The following is a 20140-nucleotide window of genomic DNA, read 5'->3' on the forward strand; positions in this document are numbered from 1 at the left end:
AGGAAGATATGGCCAGCGGGCTCTTCGGGCCTGTCTCCTCGCAAGTTCAGCCAATGAGACAGCAGGGCGTGCGATGTGGGCTTTCGAACGCAAGCGCAGTCAAGCCGATACTCTACTTGCAGGTAGATTTCCCAGCCCGCAGGCAGGAATTCCCCCAGCCCGCGCGGAGACAGGAGGAGAAGGTGGATCCGGTACTGATCGGCCGATGGCAGTTCGGCATCACCACGGTGTACCACTTCTGGATGGTGCCGCTGACCCTGGGACTGGGTCTGCTCGTCGCCGTTCTGCAGACGATGTACCATCGCACCGGCAACGAGATGTGGCTGCGTGCCACCAAGTTCTGGGGCAAGCTGTACCTCATCAACTTCATCATGGGCGTGGCCACAGGCATCGTCCAGGAGTTCCAGTTCGGCATGGCGTGGTCAGAGTACTCGCGCTTCGTCGGCGACGTCTTCGGAGCTCCGCTGGCGATGGAGGCGCTCATCGCCTTCTTCCTCGAATCCACCTTCCTCGGCCTGTGGATCTTCGGCTGGGGACGCCTGAATCGCAAGGTCCACCTCGGTGTTCTGTGGGCTGCCGTCATCGGCTCATGGATCTCCGCCTACTTCATCATCGTCGCCAATTCGTGGATGCAGCACCCTGTCGGTGTGGAGATCATCGACGGTCGCCCGCAGATGGTCGACGTCGGGGCGGTGCTGATGAACAACACCGCGTGGGCGGCCTATACCCACACACTGGCCGGTTCGGTCGCCGTCGGCGGCGCCTTCCTCCTCGGCATCGCCTGGTACCACCTGTGGCGCCGCCGGGTCGACGGCATCGACACGATCGACGAGAAGACCGGCAAGGTGATCGTCGGCTCCGCTCCCGAGGTGCCCGGCCGTGACGAGAAGGACCATACTGTGTGGTACAAGTCGCTGCGCATCGGCGCCTGGGCGGCGGTCATCGCCTTCGTCTTCGTCGCCATCACCGGTGACATCCAGGCCAAACTGATGTACGAGCAGCAGCCGATGAAGATGGCCTCGGCAGAGGGCGCCTGCCACGACGGGAACGAGTTCTCCGTGCTCACGATCGGCAACCTGGCCTCGAACCAGTGTGACGACGTCACCCCGGTCATCGAGATCCCCGGACTGCTGTCCTTCCTGGCCAACGGCGACTTCGACACCGAGGTGCCCGGCGTCAACACCCTCATCCCTGAGTACCAGGAGAAATACGGCACGACGCTGCCGGAAGGTGAGATGTACGGCGCCTACTCCGGGCAGGAAGTCGACCACCAGCCGCTCATGATCGTCACCTACTGGGGCTTCCGCCTCATGATCGGCTTCGGCGTTCTCGGCGCAGCTGCGGCAGTCTACGCGCTCATCGTCACCCGCAAGGGCACCGTGCCACGCTCGAAGTTCCTCTCACGCCTGGCACTGTGGGGAATCGCGGCACCGTTCATCGCGAACTCCGCCGGCTGGGTGTTCACCGAGATGGGCCGTCAGCCGTTCGTCGTCGCACCGAACCCCGACCCATCGGGAATCGACGGGGTGTTCCTCTACACGGCGGCTGCGATCTCACCATCGGTCAGCGCAGCGGAGATGCTCTTCTCCCTCGTCGCGCTCACGCTCATCTACGGAGTGCTCATGGTCTTCGAGCTCAAGCTCATCATGGTCTACTCCCGCGGCGGCGTCGTCTCAGCCATGCCGGAGATCGACAAGGCCAACTACAAACCCACAGTCGACAAGAGTGACGACGACGTGCTGTCGTTCGCGTACTAAGGGGAGAACATGGATCTTCTGCCGACAATCTGGTTCATTCTCATCGCCGTCCTCTGGCTCGGCTACCTGTTCCTCGAAGGATTCGACCTCGGCGTCGGGATGCTGCTCAAGGGCTTCTCCCGCGACGAGAAGGAGCGCCGCGTGCTGCTCAACACCATCGGCCCCGTCTGGGACGGCAACGAGGTGTGGCTGCTCACCGCTGGCGGTGCGACCTTCGCAGCCTTCCCGATGTGGTACGCCTCGCTGTTCTCAGCGCTGTACCTGCCGCTGACGCTCGCGCTGCTCGCACTCATTCTGCGCGCTGTCGCCATCGAGTACCGCGGCAAGGTCCACACAGAGGCCTGGCGCAACGGCTGGACCTGGTGCCTGGCCGGCGGCTCCGCCCTCGCAGCGTTCTGCGTCGGTGCGATGCTGGCGCTGACCACCACCGGTCTGCCGCTCAACGAGAACGGTGACAACATCGGCGGTGCCTTCGCCTGGGTCAACATCTACGCCATCATCGGCGGACTCGGCGTCGTCGGGTTCTGCCTGCTGCACGGCCTGCTGTTCATCTCACTCAAGACCGATGGCGAGGTCCGGTTCCGGGCCCGCGCGCTGGCCGCCAAGCTGGCGCCGGTGTTCCTGCTGCCGCTCGTCGCCTGGGTCGTCATCGTCCAGTTCATGCACGGCGGACTCATCGGCTGGGGACTCATCGTCGTCGCCGCAGTGCTCGCCGCGGTGATGTGGCTGCAGATCCGCAAAGACGCTGAGAAGTCGGCGTTCTTCGCCCAGGCATTGTTCCTCGCCGTCGGCGTGACGGCGGTGTTCCAGGCCATCTACCCGAAGGTGCTGCCCTCGACGGTCGACGACGCATTCTCGCTGACGGTCTCGAACGCCTCGTCCTCGGGATACACACTCACGGTCATGCTCATCGTCGCCATCGTCTTCGTGCCGATCGTGCTGGTCTACCAGATCTGGAGCTACTCGGTCTTCGCCACGCGCCTCAAGACCGAGCACATCCCGCCAGCCCACCAGGTGCCGGTCGCAATCCGCAGCCACCATCAGTGAGCCGGACACAGCACCGATCGCCTGTCGCCATAGCGCATGCCGCCCCACAGGGCCGGCGGGAGCTATGGCTGCTCGGCCTCATCGCCGCAGCCCAGGCCCTCGGCCTCATCCTCGTCGCTGACGGCATCGCCCGGGGCATCGTCGCAGCGATGGAGGGCCGGGCGATCACCACGGCTGCCGCGCTCGGCATCACCGGCGCCCTCATCCGCGGTCTGACAACCTGGGCGTCGAAGACAGCCGGGGCGCGTGCCGCCGTGGGATTCAAGACGACGCTGCGCTCCCGCCTCGTCGACCGCAGCCTTGCCGGCTCAGGTCGCGACCTGCCGGCCTCAGACGGGGCGCTCGCGCTCACCGCAACCCGCACCCTCGACGATCTCGATGACTACTTCACCGGGGTACTGCCCGCGCTGCTGGCCAGTGCGCTCATCCCCGGCCTCATCATCGCCCGGGTCCTCTTCACCGACTGGGTCAGCTCGCTGATCCTCATCCTGACCCTGCCGCTCGTGCCGATGTTCATGATCCTCATCGGCCGCTACACCGAGAACCGCGTCGCCGACGCCACGCGCGCGCTCGACCAGCTCTCGACCAACATCGTCGAACTCGCCCGCGGCCTGCCCGTCCTCGTCGGCCTCGGCCGAGTCGCCGCGCAGACCGCCGCACTGCGGCGCATGAGCACCAGCTATCGCACCACCACCATGCAGACCCTGCGCGTGGCCTTCATCAGCGCTCTGGCATTGGAGCTCATCGCCACCATCTCAGTCGCGGTCGTAGCAGTCTTCATCGGCGTGCGGCTCGTCTACGGTCACATGGGCCTGGAGGCGGGGCTCTTCGCCCTCATCCTCGCCCCGGAGTGCTTCCTGCCGCTGCGCCGCCTGGGGGCGGCATTCCACTCAACTGAGAACGGCGTCGCCGCCTACGACCGTGTCTCGGCCATGACCGAGCACCCTGCCGCCGAGCGCCTCGGACTCACACCGGCATCTGACAGCCCGGAGACGGGCCCGGCCGGCACCCCGATCACCTTCACCGAGCTCAGCGTCTCCTACGCCTCCCGCCAGCAGCCAGCACTGCCGCCGCTGACCGCCGAGGTGCCGGGCACCGGCCTCACCGCGGTCACCGGCACCTCCGGATCGGGGAAGAGCACGCTGCTCGGCGTGCTCGCAGGTTTGGTCCGCAGCACCGAGACAGGGGAATGCCGCATCACCGGCAGTCTCAGCGGCGTCCCCGCCCGCGTCGCCTATGCCGGGCAGGGCCCGCGGATGTTCGCACCGACGGTCATCGAAGAGCTCTCGCTGTACGCCGGCCGTGGGCTCACTGCCGAGGAGACCATCGAGATCTCCGCCGCTGCAGCTCTCGACGTCGACCCTGAGATGCCATGCGCCGCGCTGAGCCCGGGGGAGCAGCGCCGGCTGGCCATCGCCCGTGTGTGCGCCCAGCGCGACGCCGAGCTCATCCTCGTCGACGAACCGACCGCCCACCTCGACGCTGGTGCCGCAGCCGCAGTGCGGCAGACCCTGCACCGGCTCGCGCGCACCCGCCCGGTCATCGCCGCGACCCACGACGAGACCCTCGTCTCCGAAGCCGACACACACATCCGTCTGACATCCGCCGCGCGACCGGCGGTCACCGATCGGTCCGTCCCCGCTGCATCCGCAGCCGACGCGACGTCAGGCTATCGAGAATCCCCGCCTGGGAACCGGGACACAGCTGCCTTCGATGAGCAGACGGCTGTGCCGGCCGCGCCGACGGGCACGCTGCTGCGCCGGCTGGCAACGGCAGTCGACATGCGCTCGGCGAAGTTCTGGCTGGCCGTCTTCTACGGCGTCGCCGCCGTCGCCGCCGGTGCTGCGCTCACCGGTGTCTCCGCCTGGCTCATCGTCCGCGCGTCTGCCCAGCCGCCGATCATGTACCTGCTCGTCGCGATCGTCGGCGTGCGCTTCTTCGGACTGTCACGTGCGGTGTTCACCTACCTGCAGCGACTGGCTCTGCACGACGCGGTGCTGCGTGCCCTCATCGACCTGCGGGAGCGGATGTGGATCGGCTTCGCCCGCACCGGCACCGCCAACCGCACCCTGCTGCGCGGCGACATCGCACTCACGCGCTTCATCGCCGATGTCGACGACATCCGCGACATCGCTCCCCGTGTCGTGCTGCCCCCAGTCGTCGCCCTCGGCGTGACGATCGCCGCAGTGGGCACGCTGGCCGTCATCGCCTGGGAGGCCGCACTCATCATGCTCGTCGGCGGTCTGCTGTGCCTGGGTGCCGCACCGTGGGTGACGGTGCGGGCAGACCGCGCGGCCAGCAGTGCAGCGCTGACGGTTCGGCAGCAGGCACTCGGAGTGCTCGCGCGTCTGCTCTATGCCCGGGAGGATCTTATCGCCGCAGGTCGCACCGCACCGGCCGCGGCACAGTTCACACGCGCCGACGCCTCGGCAGGGGCCTACGAATCAGCAGCGATCCGCGCCACCGGTGTCGGAGAGGGCATCATCACCGCTGTGGGTGTGCTCACCGGCATCATCATGATCCCGGTGCTCGCCGGCCAGGTTACAGCCGGTGAGCTCAGCGGCGAACTGCTCGCCGTCGCCGTGCTGCTGCCGCTGGCGCTCATCGACGCCTTTGCCGACTCGCTGTCCGCTGTCCAGCAGTGGCCGGGACTGGCACGGACCCTCGCCCGCGTCGACGATCTCGACCCGGCAGACAACGCAGGCGCCCTTGCCACCGGGGTGAGCCCTGAACGGATCACCGAGCTGACGCTGTCCGACATCTCGGCGCGCTGGCCGGGTACCCGGACCGACGTCTTCACCGGCCTCAGCGCAGTGCTGCCCCGCGGTGGGGTGGCTGCTGTCACCGGTCCGTCAGGTTCGGGCAAGACGACGCTTGTGAGCGTGCTGCTGCGCTTCCTCGACCCGCGCACCGGCCGCTACCAGCTCAACGACACCGACGCACTGACCTGTCTGCCGATGGACCTGGCCGGGCGGATCGCGTGGTGCCCGCAGGAAGCGCACGTCTTCGACTCGACGCTGCGGGCGAATCTGCTCATCGCCCGTCCGCGCGAGGACAGACCCAGCGACGCAGAGCTGCAGTCTGCGCTCGAACGCGTCGGACTCGGTGCTCTTGCCGCCGACATCGGGCTCGACGAGCGGATCGGTGCCGGCGGCGGGCATCTGTCGGGTGGCCAGCGGCAGCGCCTGGCCGTTGCGCGCACCCTGCTGGCCGACGCCGAGGTGGTGGTCCTCGACGAGCCGACGGCTCACCTCGATGAGGAGATGGCAGCCGCGCTTATGGCCGACTTGCGCAGGGGACTGAATGAGGAACTCGTCATCCTCGTCACTCACGATCCGACCCTCATTGCCGACTCCGACATCCCCGTCCAGCTGACGGGCCGAATCCCGGCGCATCTGTGAGCCCGGCATGACAAGAAGAGACGGTTGACCAGGAGATCTCCTGCTCAACCGGCTCCGCTCAGAAGGTCAGTCGCGTTTGGTGCCGAACATGATCTCGTCCCAGCTGGGAACCGAGGACCGGCCGTTCTTCTTCTTCGGCTCCTCACCGGCCGGCTCCGTGCTCTCACCGGAATTCGTCACACCACCCGAGGCGGGATCGCCGCTTTGCGGCTCGGCTGCAGCCGAGCCGCCTGCCTGCGGAGGATCCGGCTGTGAGGTCATGATCGGCTGCGTCGAGTTGCGGCCATCGCTGACCCCGGGCTCATCGAGCAGCGACGGCTGATCATCGAAGATGTCGAAGGTCGACTGCGCGGCACCAGCGGGTGCTGCTGACTGGCCGCTGCGGGGCTGCTCGGCCGGCAGCGGAAGGCGTCCAGCGTCGTCGGCCTCCTCCGGGGCGCTGAGCGCCGTATGCGCACCGTCTGGCCGGGCAGGCGGCGCATCAGCGACAGCGTGCAGGCGTCCGCGGCTCTGCTGGTGCGGAACCGGCTGCACCGGTGCATCTGCAGCGGCTTCGGCCGGATCGAGACCAGGAGCGGGCTCATTGCTGCGCGGGCCCTGCGAGCCGGGTGCACCGGTCTCAGCGCTGCGGCTGCGCCGGCGGCGGAGGCTTTCGAGGATGCGGCCGGTCTCCGCCTGGTGATCGCGCAGCGGTGTGGCATCCGATCCTGAAGAATCCTGATGCTCAGCGTTGTAGGCGCGTTCGCTGCCGGAGCCGTAGTTCGGGATCGGACCCGAATCCGTCGGGCCGGAATCGGCCAGCCAGCGAGCCTCATCGTCGAGAGGAATCATCGAGCCCCGTGAGTACTCCCAGCCTGCGCGACGCCGGCGGTCGGCTGCGATGAAGGACAGCTCGACGTACCAGCTTCCGGAATTCTGCTTCCAGGCATCCCAGGACATCGTCTCGATATCGACATCACGCAGCTTCAGGCGCTCTTCGCACAGACGGACGAGCGGGGAGGGTGAATCATCGGGAGAACTGTCCGGGTAGACGAGGGTCTCCCGCGCCCGCCGGGAGATGTGCCCGCGCTCAGCGAGCACTGGATGCTCGTAGCGGCGGATGTGCTCCAGGGATTCCCCGGTGGTATCGGCGACTTCCTCAGCGGTCATGCCCGAGCGGATCATCGCCTGGATGTCCCGCGGGCGGACCTGCTGGCCCTGACGCTGCTGCCTCTGCGCAGCCGACTCGAGCCGGTGGGCGCGGATGGCGGCGTAGAGGCTCTCGTCGATCGGGAGGAGATAGTCAGTGCCGGCGGCGTCGCTCAGCTGCAGGTGCTCACCGTCGCTGTGCACACCGCGAAACGTCAGCTCCGTCATTGCCTCACCTTCCACATAATCCGGTTGGATCCGATCGTGTCACACCGGCGACGGCAAACCGCGCAGATATGCGGGCGAGTCGTGAGACAGACGCTCCCACCAGCTTGACCGCCGTGGCGAGGGCCAGCCGAGGTCCTAGAATGGAGCCCGTGACCACTTCGAATCTCAAACCCTTTGACGCAGTCGTGCTCATGTCCTTCGGCGGGCCGGAACGCCCCGAAGACGTGCTGCCGTTCCTCCAGAACGTCACACGCGGGCGCGGCATCCCAGACGAACGCCTCACCGAAGTCGGCGAGCACTACTATTCCTTCGGCGGACGCTCACCGATCAACGAACAGAACCGAGCGCTCAAGTCTGCGCTCGAAGAAGCCTTCGCCGCACGCAAAATCGACGTCCCAGTGCTGTGGGGCAACCGCAATTGGGATCCATTCCTGGCCGATGTGCTGCGCGAGCGCGCAGCAGAGGGAGCGCGCACGTTCCTCGCCATCGACACCTCGGCGTACTCCTCCTACTCCTCGTGCCGCCAGTACCGCGAAGACTTCGCCGGTGTGACGGCTCAGCTTGCTGACGAAGGTATCGATGTCGAGATCGACAAGATCCGCCAGTACTACAACCATCCGGGATTCGCCCAAGCCGAACTCGATGCGGTGCGCGCTGCCCTGACTGACTTCCGCGCACAGGTCGGGGAGATCGATCCCGCCAAACACCGGCTGCTCTACGTCACACACTCGATCCCGAATGTCATGCAGTCGGCATCCGAGGCCCGGACCGCTGGCTACCAGGGCCAGCACCAGCAGCTCATCGACTGGATCGCCGACCAGCTCGGCGGCGAGCTGGTCGGCGGTGCTGAACTCGTCTACTGCTCCCGCTCCGGCCCGCCGCATGTGCCGTGGCTCGAACCGGATGTCAACGACCGAATGGCAGAGCTGAAGGACGACGGTGTCGAAGGCGTCACCCTGGTGCCGATCGGATTCGTCTCCGATCATATGGAAGTCAAGTTCGACCTCGACACCGAGGCCAGGGAGACTGCTGCCGAACTCGGGATGGCCTTCACCCGGGCTGCCACCGTCGGCACGCATGAGGCCTTCGTCTCCGGGCTCGTCGATCTCGCCGAAGAGCGGGCCGCCCAGCGCCGCGGGGAGGACGTCGAAGCGCCGACGGTCACTCCGGAGGGTCCGCTGGTTCCCGGCAGCGGCGCGTGCTCGATCGAATGCTGCCGGGGTATGCGGGACAAGCCCGTTCTCCCGCAATGGGAATCCGCCGCAGACTGACATCTCTTCCCTGCTGCACACTCATGCCCTCACCTGCTGACAGGTGAGGGCATGAGCGTTCAGCGGTGCAAGCCCGGCGCCTGACTCGGCAGAGAACGGGTCTCAGCGCTGGAGCCGAACTCCGATGCTGGTCGGGGATGAACGGCGGCTCAGGGGAGGGGGACTCAGCTGTCGTTCGGATCCTCGACGATCGGGCTGTCGTTCGGATCCTCGACGATCGGGATCTGCCCGGTCTCGGTGGCCAGGACGCGCTTCATTGCACCGGTGTCGACATCATTGGCATCGGCCAGGTCGACGATTCCTTCGAGCTGCCCGACGAGAGACTCGACGAGATGCTCATTGTCTTCGCGGCGTGCCTGCGCGAGCTGCTCCTGCAGTTCGCTGACGCGCTTATCAAGCTCATTCTCGAATTCGCTCATGCAGTTTCCTTCTCGTTTCGACAACGGTGGACAAGGTCTCAGCTTACCCATCGTCATCGCATTTGTGCCGCGCGCCGGCATCGTCTGAGCATCGATGTGGTGAATCATAAGTGTCTTTGTCATCTTCCTGTTGCGAAATGACCCGATGGCGTGCACAATTCCATGAGATACAAAACGGTGTCACGACATAGGCATGAGTGGTACCCTATGGCGACCGTCCACTCCAATTCACATATCAGCGGAGAGTGATCAGGCCAGATGGCGACAGACTACGACGCACCTCGTAAGCAGGAAGACGAACTCAGCAGTGACTCCCTCGAAGAGCTGAAGGCTCAGCGGAATCAGCAGCAGGCCAGCCAAGTCGATGAAGACGAAGCGGTTGCAGCAGAAGGGTTCGAACTTCCAGGTGCCGATCTGTCCAACGAGGAGCTGTCGGTGCGTGTGCTGCCGAAGCAGAACGACGAGTTCACCTGCATGGAGTGCTTCCTCGTGCGGCACCACTCGCAGCTGGCCACCGACGACGGCGGCGTGCCGATCTGCACCGACTGCGCCGGCTGAGCCGCGAGCGAGCTGAGAGAAGACGATAGGAGCACCGGAATCCTGAGGGATTGCCGGTGCTCTTTCGCATCCAGCCGCAGGAGCGGTGCTGCATCAGCAGTGGGAGTTCAGCGCAGCAGCCAGGGCCTGCGGATCCTTCGATGACACCAGCCAGTACGGTGTCGGGTCGTCCGGGTCGTCGATGATGACCTTGACCAGCCGCGGCTCCCACGGCCGGAGCATGAGGAAGGCCAGCGCGTCGAGCAGCGGCCCGCGCTCGGCGAACGACTGCGCCTTGTCACAGGGCTGAGCCTCTGCGATGAAGCTGCGCTCGATATGTGCCGGCCCTGCGATGAACTCGGTGTCGCTGACGATGATGACCGCCGAAGCCGACCGCAGCCACGCGGCCACCAGTGCGAAGACGACAATGGGAACCACGATCGCGCCCCAGCTCCAGACGGGGAAGACGATCGCTGCCGTCATCGCGGACAGAAACGCAGCGACGAACCACCAGCCGAAGGTCGGCCAGAGCCGTTCGCGGTAGCGCACAGTGTTCGAGGAATCAGTCGTGGCGGGCATGCCTCAAGTATCCCACAGGCCGGTGACCGGCAGCAGTCAGGTCAGGTCGGGGGGCCGGGCACCCTGAGACGGTGGCACTGGCTCGGGCACCGGGCTAGAGTGCGTCAATGTGGCATATGAAGAACTGCGGATAGAGATCAGACAGCTCGACCCGGACATCGCCCTGCCCTCCTATGGACACCGCGGTGACGCCGGTGCCGATCTGTGTGCAACTGAAGACGTGGTGCTCGAGCCGGGCCAGCGCCGAACAGTCGGCACCGGCATCGCGATCGCCCTGCCGGAGGGCTACGCCGGGTTCGTGCACCCGCGCTCCGGGCTGTCGTCGAAGCACGGGATCACCGTCGTCAACAGCCCCGGCACCATTGACGCCGGGTACCGCGGCGAAATCAAAGTGCCGCTCATCAACGTCGACCCGCACGCCGCCTACACGATCCGCCGCGGCGACCGCATCGCCCAGCTCATCATCCAGCGGGTCATCCACGCCGACTTCTGCCTCGTCGACAGCCTGGAGGACTCCGAGCGCAGCGACCGCGGCTTCGGATCGACCGGAAGGTCCACCGCCAGCGAACACGATCCGCGCCACTGACCCTCCGCCAGGGGACTACACTGACGACCATCCGCTGAGGAAGGAACCATGGGACTGTTCGATATTTTCTCCAAGAAGAAGCGCAGCGACGACACCGACGAGGAACTCGACACAACCGCTGCAGCCGTCGCCGACGACGGCGTCGCTGACGACGAAGCCACCGCTGCCGACCGCTCCGGCGACAGCGACGAGCCGGAAGGCCCCTTCACCGCAGCCGAGGCAGCCGACGATGATGACGACAACGACGAGGAATTCGCCAAGGCCGCCCCGCTCGACCGCGACGAGAAGGGCCCCTTCGACTCGGAGGACGAGTTCCCAGACGTCCACCGCATCGACCTCGGTGCCCTCCAGGTGCCGGTGCGCGACGGCATGCAGGTACGCCTGGACGCCGAAGAGAAGACCAACAAGATCGTTGCTGTGACCATCCAGCACAGCGGCGGTGCACTGCAGCTGCAGGTCTTCGCCGCACCCACCTCCGAAGGCGTGTGGAACTCCGTGCGCGGCCAGATCGAGCAGAACATCAGCCAACGCGGCGGGCAGACCGATGAGCTCTACACCGAGCTCGGACGTGAGCTGCTCACCCGCATCCCGGCCACCGCACCCGACGGCCGGAAAGGACTGCGCATCGCCCGGTTCGCCGGTGTTGACGGACCGCGCTGGTTCATCCGCGGCGTGTTCTCCGGCAAGGCGATCGACGACGAAGAGGTGCGCGCACTGTTCGTCGAGCAGTTCCGCAACATCGTCGTCCACCGCGGTACCGAGCCGATGCCCCCGCGCGAGCTGCTGCCGCTGACCGCACCGCAGATGCAGAAAGCCGACGACTCCGCCGGGGAGTCCGAGCCGAAGGACGACATCAATCCCTTCGAGCGCGGACCCGAGATCACGGAAGTCCGCTGAGTCTCCAACCCATGCTGCTCACACGCTTCCTCGAACGATTCGGTTCGACGGACTCGACCGAAGCCGAGGACGTCCACCGCTGGCTGTCCCACCTGGAGGGCACGGCCCCGATCGCTGAGATCACTGCGCGCCGTGAGGTGACCGTCGGCGGCGTCGTCGTCGCCCTCACCCGCTCTGTGCCGCAGTCCAGCCCGCGCCTGGACATCAGCGTCTCCGACGGAATCGGGATCGTGCACGCCCGGTTCCTCGGGATGCGCGACATCCCCGGCATCACCGCCGGGCGCACCCTGCTGCTGACCGGCTGCTTCACCCACAGCGATTCGACGGTGCTCACAGCGCTCAACCCGCGCTACGAGCTCATCGACGCTCAGTCCGACTGACGTTCGGTCGTCTGGTCATCAGCGGTGCGCAGCAGGTTCTGCAGGCGGTCGTGCTGATCCGGTGAGGTGATGAAGAACAGCTCATCGCCGTCATCGACGACATCGTCGAAGGACGGGGCGAAGGCCTTCGCATTGCGTACGATCGCCACCAGTGCGGTGTCCGGCGGCCAGGAGATCGCGCCGATCCGCCTGCCGACGGCTGCAGATTTCTTGTGCACGGTGAACTCCATGAGGGTGGCCTGGCCGCGCTCGAAGCTCATGAGGTGGACGAGCCCGCCGACCTCGACGGCCTCCTCGACCAGCGCGGTCATGAGCCGCGGGGTCGACACCGCGACATCGACGCCCCAGTTCGAGTCGAACAGCCACTCGTTGCGCGGATTGTTCACCCGCCCGATCGTGCGCGGCACCCCGAACTCCATCTTCGCGATGAGACTGAGCACGAGATTCGTCTTGTCATCACCGGTGGCGGCGACGACGACATCGGTCTCCTCCAGCCCGGCCTCGGCCAGGCCGCTGAGCTCACAGGCATCGGTGAGCAGCCAGGACGCACCGGGGACTCTGTCGTGGCGCACGGCATCCTTGTTCTTGTCGACGAGCAGCACCTCATGGCCGTTGTCGAGCAGTTCCCGGGCAACCGAACGGCCGACGGAGCCGGCTCCGGCGATGAGGACCTTCACTCTTCTTCCTCCTCGGTGATCGGCTCGTCGAGAATCTGCGTGACACGGTCGAGGACTGAGTGCTCGCACATGATGTGCACGAGATCCCCATCCTGGATGAGGGTCTCCGGACGCGCCAGCATCCCCTCACTCAACCGCGTGATGTAGGCGACTCGACCGGGAATCGCCTCCTCCACCTCGGCGACGGGGCGGGCGATCCAGTCCGGGTGCAGGTGCACCTCGGCGAGCACCATCCGGCCCGAGGGGTCGCGGAACTCCGCGGCCGCGCCCTGCGGAATGAGCTTGCGCATCATCCGGTCGGCCGTCCAGCGCACCGTGGCCACCGTCGGGATCCCGAGGCGCTCGAACACCTGGGCGCGCAGCGGATCGTAGATGCGGGCGGCGACATTGCGCACCCCGAACGTCTCACGGGCCACCCGCGCGGCGAGGATATTGGAGTTGTCGCCGCTGGAGACCGCCGCGAAGGCGTAGGCCTCGCCTGTGCGAGCTCGCTCGAGTGTGTCGCGGTCGAAGCCGAGGCCGGTGATGGTCGAGCCGGAGAAGTCGCGGCCGAGCGCGCGGAAGGAATCGGGGTCCCGGTCGACGACGGCGACCGTGTGGCCGCTGGCGTCAAGGGCGCGCGCGAGTGAGGCGCCGACGCGCCCGCATCCCATGACGACGAAGTGCATCCCTGACCTCTTCCTGCGCCTGCGGCCGGGCTCTCCCAGCCCGACCGTGCTCTACGATTGAGCACGTGGCACGTAATTTTTCGTCCGCCGTCAAAAGACTACTCGTTGGACGGCCCTTCCGCAGTGACCGGCGCAGGCCGGTGCCACTGCCCAAACGCCTGGCGATGCCGGTCTTCGCCTCCGACATGCTGTCATCGGTGGCATACGCGCCCGACGAAATCCTGCTGGCACTTTCGCTCTCCGGGCTCGTCGCCCTGACCGTCTCACCGTGGGTCGGCCTGGCCGTCGGCGTCGTCATCCTCGTCATCGTCTGGTGCTACCGGCTCAATCTGCGCGCCTACCCTGGCGGAGGAGGAGATTACGAGGTCGCCGGCAAGAACCTCGGCGTGCGCGCCGGAAGGGCGGTCGCGGCCTCCCTGCTCATCGACTATGTGCTGACCCTGGCGGTGTCGATGACGATGTTCGCCTCCTACGTCGGCTCGATCGTCCCGGAGCTCAAACCCCACCGCGTCATCGTCTCGGTCGTCGGCATCGTCGTCGTCACCATGCTTGCTCTGCGCGGCACCCGCACCGCCCCGAAGCTGCTGGCCATCCCGACCTACCTGTTCCTCGCTGCGGTCTTCCTCACCCTCATCGTCGGCGCCTACCGGGTCCTGACCGGCGACACGCCGACCGCCGTCACCAGCGACTACTGGGTGCTGCCGCGGGCGGACTTCGACACGCCGCTGTTCGGACTGGCCGCCGTGTTCATCGTGCTGCGCGCCTTCACCTCCGGCTCGGTCGCCCTGGCCGGAGTGCAGACCGTCGCCACCTCCGTGCCCCGCTTCACCTCCCCGCGCGGGCACAACGCGGGACGCACCCTGCTGCTGACCGGTGCGCTGTCGGCCACGATGCTCATCGGCATCACCTGGCTCAGCTCGGTCATCGGCATCAAATACGTCGCCGAACCCCACATCTACCTGCTCAACCGCGCCGGCACCCCGATCAGCGCCGACTACGTCCAGGACCCTGTCCTCGGCCAGCTCGCCCACGCCGTGTTCGACAGCGCGCCCGTGCTGCCCTCACTCGTGGCCGCCGTCGCAGCCCTCGTGCTCATGGCCGCAGCCAACACCGCGGTCGAGGGATTTCCCGGGCTGGCCTCACGGCTGGCGCGCGACAGCTTCCTGCCCCGGCAGCTGGCCACCCGCGGTGACCGGCTGACCTTCTCCAACGGCATCCTGCTGCTCTCCGGGGCCGCCATCGTCCTCGTCGTCGCCTTCCGCGCCCGGGTTCCCGACCTCATCGAGCTCTACCTCGTCGGCGTGTTCTTCGCCTTCAGCCTCGGTCAGCTCGGCATGATCCGGCACTGGACCAACCGGATCCGCACGATGGTCACCTCCCCGACGCGCCGGCGGATGCAGGCCAACCGCGTCATCAACACCGTCGGATTCGTGCTCGTCACCGTCGTCCTCGTCGTCGTCATCATCACGAAGTTCGCCGGCGGCGCGTGGATCGCCGTCGCGGCGATCGCCGTGCTCTACGCGCTCATGGGTCTCATTCACCGCCACTACCGCCGGGTCGCCTCCGAACTCGCCCCCGAAGAGGACGCCTCGGACACGACCCTGCCGCCGAACACCCGGGCGGTCGTCATCGTCACCCAGATCCACAAGCCGGCCCTGCGCGCGCTCAGCTACGCGCGCGCCAGCCGCCCAACCTCGGTGCAGGCGATCACCGTCGCTGTCGATGAGGACGCCGCCGAGGCGCTGCAGCGCGAATGGGACGAGATGGGCCTGCCGGTGCCGCTGACGATCCTCGACTCGCCCTACCGCGAACTCGTCCGCCCGGTGATGAACCATATCGCCGACATCCGCCGGCACCGCCCCGACGACCTCATCGATGTCTACATCCCGCAGTACATCGTCGGCCGCCGCTGGGAGAACATCCTGCACAACCAGACGGTGCTCCGGCTCAAGTCCCGGCTGCTCATCGTGCCCAACGTCGTCGTTTCGATCGTGCCGTGGCGGCTGCGCTCCTTCACCCGGAATCAGGACGTGCTCATCCGCCGTGTCGGTGACATCGACCACGACGTCATCGGCAAGGAGCAGCGATGAGCCCCGCCGCCGAGGCGGTGGCCGGCGATGCCGTCGAGCTCACCGTCGACAAGCAGGTGGGCGAGGGCTACGGGTTGGCCCGCCATGAGGGCCGCGTCGTCTTCGTCTCCGGTGCCATCCCCGGCGAACGGGTCCGCGCCGAACTCACCCAGGTCAAGAAGCGCCTGGCCTACGCCCGCACCACAGACGTGCTCCAGCCCAGCCCGCACCGCGTCGCCGACCGGCGCCTGAGCTGGGGTGCCGCCGGGATCGGCGGCATCGAGTTCGCCCATGTCGAGCTGCCCCACTCGCGTGAGCTCAAAGCCGAAGCCGCTGCCGAGCAGCTCTCCCGCCTCGGCGGCATCGAGGGCACCGGGCTGCGCATCGCGGCAGCCCCGAGCGAACACGCTGCCGAAGCAGCCGATCCAGGTGCGGCAGCGACGACGGCCGGCACCGCCTGGCGGACCCGCGTGCAGCTGGCCGTCGATGCCGATGGCGCACCGGGCATGCGGGCGGCCGGCTCCCACGTCGTCATCCCTGTGGACACTGTGCCGCTTGCCGTGCCGGTCCTCGACGACCTCGGACTGCACACCCTGGGCCTGCCGGGACTCGAGCGCATCGAACTCACCGCCTCCCACGCCTCAGGTGCGGTCGTCCTGCACACCCGGCCCGGAGCCGAACTCGATCCGCACGCGGTCGAATCCGTCGCCGTCCGGCTCGGAGAGCAGGACGGGCAGTGGTCGCTGCTGCACCGCAGCAGCCAGCCGGTCCGCCGCGGCGGCCGGGGCACCGGGCCGGAGGTGAGGAATCGGGGCGGATCGGCGGTGAGGAATCGCGGCGGCAGCAGCCGTTTGGAGGTGCTCGTCGGCACCGGTGAGGTCACCGAGCGGCTGCACCTCGACACGCCCGGCGGGCCGCTGGATCGAGACTTCCGGCTGCGCGCGGACGGGTTCTGGCAGGTCCACGTCGATGCCGCAGCCGTGCTCGCAGGTGCGGTCGTCGAAGCTGCAACAGGAGCGAAACGGGTGCTCGACCTGTACTGCGGGGCCGGGCTGCTCGCCTGCGCAGTCGGTGCCGCGCACGAGGTGCCGGTCACCGGGCTCGAAGGCGCCGGGGAGGCGATCGCCGCCGCCCGCGCCAACGGTGCCGACCTCGATGCCGAATTCGCAATCGCCCGCATCGACCGGCTGAGCGAACTGCCCGCAGCCGACGTCATTATCCTCGACCCGCCTCGGGCCGGGGCCGGGCCTGCCGTGACCGACGCGCTGACCGCCTCGGACGCGGAGCGGATCATCTACGTCTCCTGTGACGCCGGCACTTTCGCCCGCGACGCTCGGGCACTGGCCGATGGCGGGTTCACACTGGCCAGCTGCCGCGGTCTCGACCTTTTCCCGCTGACGGCGCACGCCGAATTCGTGTCCGTCTTCACCCGGTGAGCAGGTGTCCGGAAAACGTCCGAGCTGGTGGAAACGCGTGTGCGGATGCGGTAAGATTTATCTTGATATCAAGATAAATTACGGCACAGTTCTGTGACGTAATCATGTGGCGGGCCAGTCCGTGCGGCTCGCCGCAGATCAGCAAGTAGTGTGCCACGGAAGAGGAGAGTCACGATGAGCAACGTTGACAGTTTCGGCTCGAAGGGCACCCTGGAGGTCGGCGGCAAGTCCTATGAGATCTACCGCCTGAACTCGGTTGAGGGCTCGGAGAAGCTGCCGTTCAGCCTCAAGGTGCTGCTGGAGAACCTGCTCCGCACCGAAGACGGCGCCAACATAACCAAGGACCACATCAACGCGTTGGCCAACTGGGATGCCTCGGCTGAGCCGAGCACAGAAATCCAGTTCACCCCGGCACGCGTCGTCATGCAGGACTTCACCGGTGTGCCCTGCATCGTCGACCTCGCCACCATGCGCGAGGCCGTCAAGGATCTCGGCGGCGACCCGTCGAAGATCAACCCGCTCGCCCCGGCCGAGCTTGTCATCGACCACTCCGTGCAGATCGACGCCTTCGGCTTCGAAGACGCCATCGAGCGCAACATGGACATCGAGTACGAGCGCAACGGCGAGCGCTACCAGTTCCTGCGCTGGGGCCAGACCGCTTTCGACGACTTCAAGGTCGTCCCGCCCGGTATGGGCATCGTCCACCAGGTCAACATCGAGTACCTGGCCCGCGTCGTCATGGCCCGCGACGTCGACGGCGTCACTCGCGCCTACCCCGACACCCTCGTCGGCACCGACTCGCACACGACGATGGTCAACGGCCTCGGCGTGCTCGGCTGGGGTGTGGGCGGTATCGAGGCAGAGGCCGCCATGCTCGGCCAGCCGGTCTCGATGCTCATTCCGCGCGTCCTCGGCTTCAAGCTCACCGGTGAGATCCCCTCCGGTGTGACCGCCACCGACGTCGTGCTCACGATCACCGACATGCTCCGCCAACACGGTGTGGTCGGCAAGTTCGTCGAGTTCTACGGTGAGGGCGTCGGCGCTGTGCCGCTGGCCAACCGTGCGACCATCGGCAACATGAGCCCCGAGTTCGGCTCGACGGCTGCGATTTTCCCGATCGACGAGGTCACCGTCGACTACCTGCGCCTCACCGGCCGCGATGAGGACCAGATCAACCTCGTCGAGACCTACGCCAAGGAGCAGGGCCTGTGGCACGACCCGTCGAACGAGGTGGAGTACTCCGAGTACCTCGAACTCGACCTCTCGACGGTGGTGCCCTCGATCTCCGGCCCGAAGCGTCCGCAGGACCGCATCGAGCTTTCGGATTCGAAGGAGCAGTTCCGCAAGGACATCCACAACTACGCCAAGCCCGGTGAAGAGGACAAGGCTGCCAGCGTCGCTATGGGCGACGGACGCAGCTTCGAGCTGGCCAACGGCGCCGTGGCCATCGCCTCGATCACGTCGTGCACCAACACCTCGAACCCCTCGGTCATGATGGCCGCCGGTCTGCTGGCTCGCAATGCCCGCAAGCGGGGTCTCAACACCAAGCCGTGGGTCAAGACCTCGGTCGCCCCGGGCTCGAAGGTCGTCACCGAGTACTACGAGAAGTCCGGTGTGATCGAAGACCTCGAGGCGCTGAACTTCTACACCGTCGGCTACGGCTGCACCACCTGCATCGGCAACTCCGGTCCGCTGGAGTCGGAGATCTCCGAGGCGATCCAGGACAACGACCTCTCAGTCACTGCGGTGCTTTCGGGCAACCGCAACTTCGAAGGCCGCATCAGCCCCGACGTCAAGATGAACTACCTGGCTTCGCCGCCGCTCGTCATCGCCTACGCGCTGGCCGGAACGATGGACTTCGACTTCGAGAACCAGCCGCTGGGCAAGGACGGAGACGGCGTGGATGTGTTCCTCAGGGACATCTGGCCGACCCCCGAGGAGATCGAGCGCACGATCGACGAGTCGATCGACACAGGCATGTTCACCAAGGAATACGGCGCCATCTTCGACGGTGACGAGCGCTGGCAGCAGCTCGAAACCCCCTCGGGCGACCTGTTCGAGTGGGACGACGAGTCCACCTACGTGCGCAAGCCGACCTACTTCGACGGCATGACGATGGACCCGGAGCCCATCGAGGACATCTCCGGTGCCCGCGTGCTCGCACTCCTGGGAGACTCGGTCACGACCGACCACATCTCCCCGGCAGGCTCCTTCAAGGCCGACACCCCGGCCGGCAAATACCTGCAGGAGCACGGCGTCGAGCGCAAGGACTTCAACTCCTACGGCTCGCGCCGCGGCAACCATGAGGTCATGATCCGCGGCACATTCGCCAACATCCGTCTGCAGAACCTGCTGCTCGACGGCGTGCAGGGCGGCTTCACTCGCGACTTCACCCAGGAGGGCGGACCGCAGACGACGATCTACGACGCCTCGGTCAACTACCAGGAGCAGGGCATCCCGCTCGTCGTCATCGGCGGCGCCGAGTACGGCACCGGCTCCTCGCGCGACTGGGCTGCCAAGGGCACCAAGCTGCTCGGCGTCTCGGCTGTCATCGCCCAGAGCTTCGAGCGCATCCACCGCTCGAACCTCATCGGCATGGGCGTGCTGCCGCTGCAGTTCCCGGCCGGTGAAACCGCCGAGTCCCTCGGACTCGACGGGACCGAAACCTACGACATCTCCGGTGTGTCGGCCATCAACGATGGCGACGTGCCGAAGACCGTCAAGGTCACCGCGAAGAAGGACAGCGGCGAGACCGTCGAGTTCGACGCCGTCGTGCGCATCGACACCCCGGGTGAAGCCGACTACTACCGCAACGGCGGCATCCTGCAGTACGTGTTGCGCTCGCTCGTGCGCAAGTGACGACATCGGCAGGATGACAGTGCAACAGGTTTGACCTGCAGGGCTTGACCCGGCACAGCAACGGTCGGAGCACCACCAGGTGCTCCGACCGTTGTGTCTGCACAGGCCCCGTGTCCGCCTGGATACGAGGACCCAAAAGAGTAGACTTGTCGTTCTGACCGTATGAAATCGGATATGACGCATGTGTGTCAGCTGCCGATG

Annotated in this window: 16 protein-coding genes; 11 read left to right on the plus strand and 5 right to left on the minus strand. The window is 66.7% G+C overall.

What is annotated here, in order from left to right:
- Nucleotides 1-182: 182 nt before the first annotated feature.
- The 3 genes from M3B11_RS01565 to cydD are packed head-to-tail and all read left to right on the plus strand — an operon-like array spanning nucleotide 183 to nucleotide 6205.
- A complete protein-coding gene (locus tag M3B11_RS01565) occupies nucleotides 183-1757 on the plus strand; it encodes a cytochrome ubiquinol oxidase subunit I (protein WP_259874863.1) in 1575 nt (524 codons plus the stop codon).
- A 9-nt stretch (nucleotides 1758-1766) separates the two neighbouring features.
- Nucleotides 1767-2804 (plus strand): cytochrome d ubiquinol oxidase subunit II, encoded by a 1038-nt coding sequence (gene cydB / locus M3B11_RS01570; RefSeq protein WP_259874865.1) that lies wholly within the window; start codon nucleotides 1767-1769, stop codon nucleotides 2802-2804.
- Nucleotides 2801-6205 carry a thiol reductant ABC exporter subunit CydD gene (gene cydD, locus M3B11_RS01575; protein ID WP_259874866.1) on the plus strand — a complete coding sequence of 1135 codons (3405 nt, stop codon included), beginning with the start codon at nucleotides 2801-2803 and terminating at the stop codon, nucleotides 6203-6205. The genes cydB and cydD overlap by 4 nt, the downstream gene beginning before the upstream one ends.
- Before the next feature lie 66 nt (nucleotides 6206-6271).
- On the opposite strand, the gene sepH is transcribed toward cydD, so the two are convergent.
- Nucleotides 6272-7561, minus strand: a complete 1290-nt coding sequence (gene sepH, locus M3B11_RS01580; protein ID WP_259874868.1) for a septation protein SepH — start codon at nucleotides 7559-7561, stop codon at nucleotides 6272-6274.
- Between the two features lie 140 nt (nucleotides 7562-7701).
- Here sepH and M3B11_RS01585 point away from each other — a divergent pair, with 140 nt between their 5' ends.
- On the plus strand, nucleotides 7702-8832 hold the full coding sequence (locus tag M3B11_RS01585) for a ferrochelatase (protein ID WP_396121512.1): 1131 nt from the start codon (nucleotides 7702-7704) through the stop codon (nucleotides 8830-8832).
- 164 nt (nucleotides 8833-8996) lie between these two features.
- Here the strand turns inward: M3B11_RS01585 and M3B11_RS01590 are convergent, their stop codons facing one another.
- Nucleotides 8997-9251, minus strand: coding sequence for a hypothetical protein (locus M3B11_RS01590; RefSeq protein ID WP_259874870.1), 255 nt, complete (start codon nucleotides 9249-9251; stop codon nucleotides 8997-8999).
- A 258-nt stretch (nucleotides 9252-9509) separates the two neighbouring features.
- On the opposite strand from M3B11_RS01590, the gene M3B11_RS01595 reads away from it, so the two are divergent.
- On the plus strand, nucleotides 9510-9809 hold the full coding sequence (locus M3B11_RS01595) for a DUF4193 domain-containing protein (RefSeq protein WP_191725672.1): 300 nt from the start codon (nucleotides 9510-9512) through the stop codon (nucleotides 9807-9809).
- A 93-nt stretch (nucleotides 9810-9902) separates the two neighbouring features.
- Here the strand turns inward: M3B11_RS01595 and M3B11_RS01600 are convergent, their stop codons facing one another.
- Entirely contained in the window at nucleotides 9903-10367 is a 465-nt protein-coding gene (locus tag M3B11_RS01600) for a DUF3093 domain-containing protein (protein WP_259874872.1), read from the minus strand.
- 109 nt (nucleotides 10368-10476) lie between these two features.
- Here M3B11_RS01600 and dut point away from each other — a divergent pair, with 109 nt between their 5' ends.
- The 3 genes from dut to M3B11_RS01615 are packed head-to-tail and all read left to right on the plus strand — an operon-like array spanning nucleotide 10477 to nucleotide 12230.
- The gene (dut, locus tag M3B11_RS01605) at nucleotides 10477-10953 is read left to right on the plus strand and encodes a dUTP diphosphatase (protein ID WP_259874874.1); all 477 of its coding nucleotides are present in this window, start codon (nucleotides 10477-10479) and stop codon (nucleotides 10951-10953) included.
- Between the two features lie 48 nt (nucleotides 10954-11001).
- Nucleotides 11002-11850: a DUF3710 domain-containing protein gene (locus tag M3B11_RS01610; RefSeq protein ID WP_259874876.1), complete on the plus strand. Its 849-nt coding sequence runs from the start codon at nucleotides 11002-11004 to the stop codon at nucleotides 11848-11850.
- Between the two features lie 11 nt (nucleotides 11851-11861).
- A complete protein-coding gene (locus tag M3B11_RS01615; RefSeq protein ID WP_259874878.1) occupies nucleotides 11862-12230 on the plus strand; it encodes a DNA-binding protein in 369 nt (122 codons plus the stop codon).
- On the opposite strand, the gene M3B11_RS01620 is transcribed toward M3B11_RS01615, so the two are convergent.
- Together M3B11_RS01620 and M3B11_RS01625 are read right to left on the minus strand one after the other, a co-directional pair.
- Entirely contained in the window at nucleotides 12218-12907 is a 690-nt protein-coding gene (locus M3B11_RS01620; protein WP_259874880.1) for a TrkA family potassium uptake protein, read from the minus strand. The genes M3B11_RS01615 and M3B11_RS01620 overlap by 13 nt on opposite strands.
- Nucleotides 12904-13575, minus strand: coding sequence for a TrkA family potassium uptake protein (locus M3B11_RS01625; protein ID WP_259874881.1), 672 nt, complete (start codon nucleotides 13573-13575; stop codon nucleotides 12904-12906). Before M3B11_RS01625 ends, M3B11_RS01620 begins: the two co-directional genes overlap by 4 nt.
- A gap of 140 nt (nucleotides 13576-13715) precedes the next feature.
- Here M3B11_RS01625 and M3B11_RS01630 point away from each other — a divergent pair, with 140 nt between their 5' ends.
- The 3 genes from M3B11_RS01630 (at nucleotide 13716) to acnA (ending at nucleotide 19939) form a co-directional block, all read left to right on the plus strand.
- The gene (locus M3B11_RS01630; RefSeq protein WP_311197708.1) at nucleotides 13716-15665 is read left to right on the plus strand and encodes an APC family permease; all 1950 of its coding nucleotides are present in this window, start codon (nucleotides 13716-13718) and stop codon (nucleotides 15663-15665) included.
- A complete protein-coding gene (locus M3B11_RS01635) occupies nucleotides 15662-17080 on the plus strand; it encodes a class I SAM-dependent RNA methyltransferase (protein ID WP_259874883.1) in 1419 nt (472 codons plus the stop codon). Before M3B11_RS01630 ends, M3B11_RS01635 begins: the two co-directional genes overlap by 4 nt.
- Before the next feature lie 174 nt (nucleotides 17081-17254).
- Nucleotides 17255-19939, plus strand: a complete 2685-nt coding sequence (gene acnA, locus M3B11_RS01640) for an aconitate hydratase AcnA (protein ID WP_259874885.1) — start codon at nucleotides 17255-17257, stop codon at nucleotides 19937-19939.
- The last annotated feature ends 201 nt before the right edge of the window (nucleotides 19940-20140 follow it).

The organism is Brevibacterium sp. p3-SID960 (assembly GCF_025144725.1).
Lineage (GTDB): Bacteria > Actinomycetota > Actinomycetes > Actinomycetales > Brevibacteriaceae > Brevibacterium.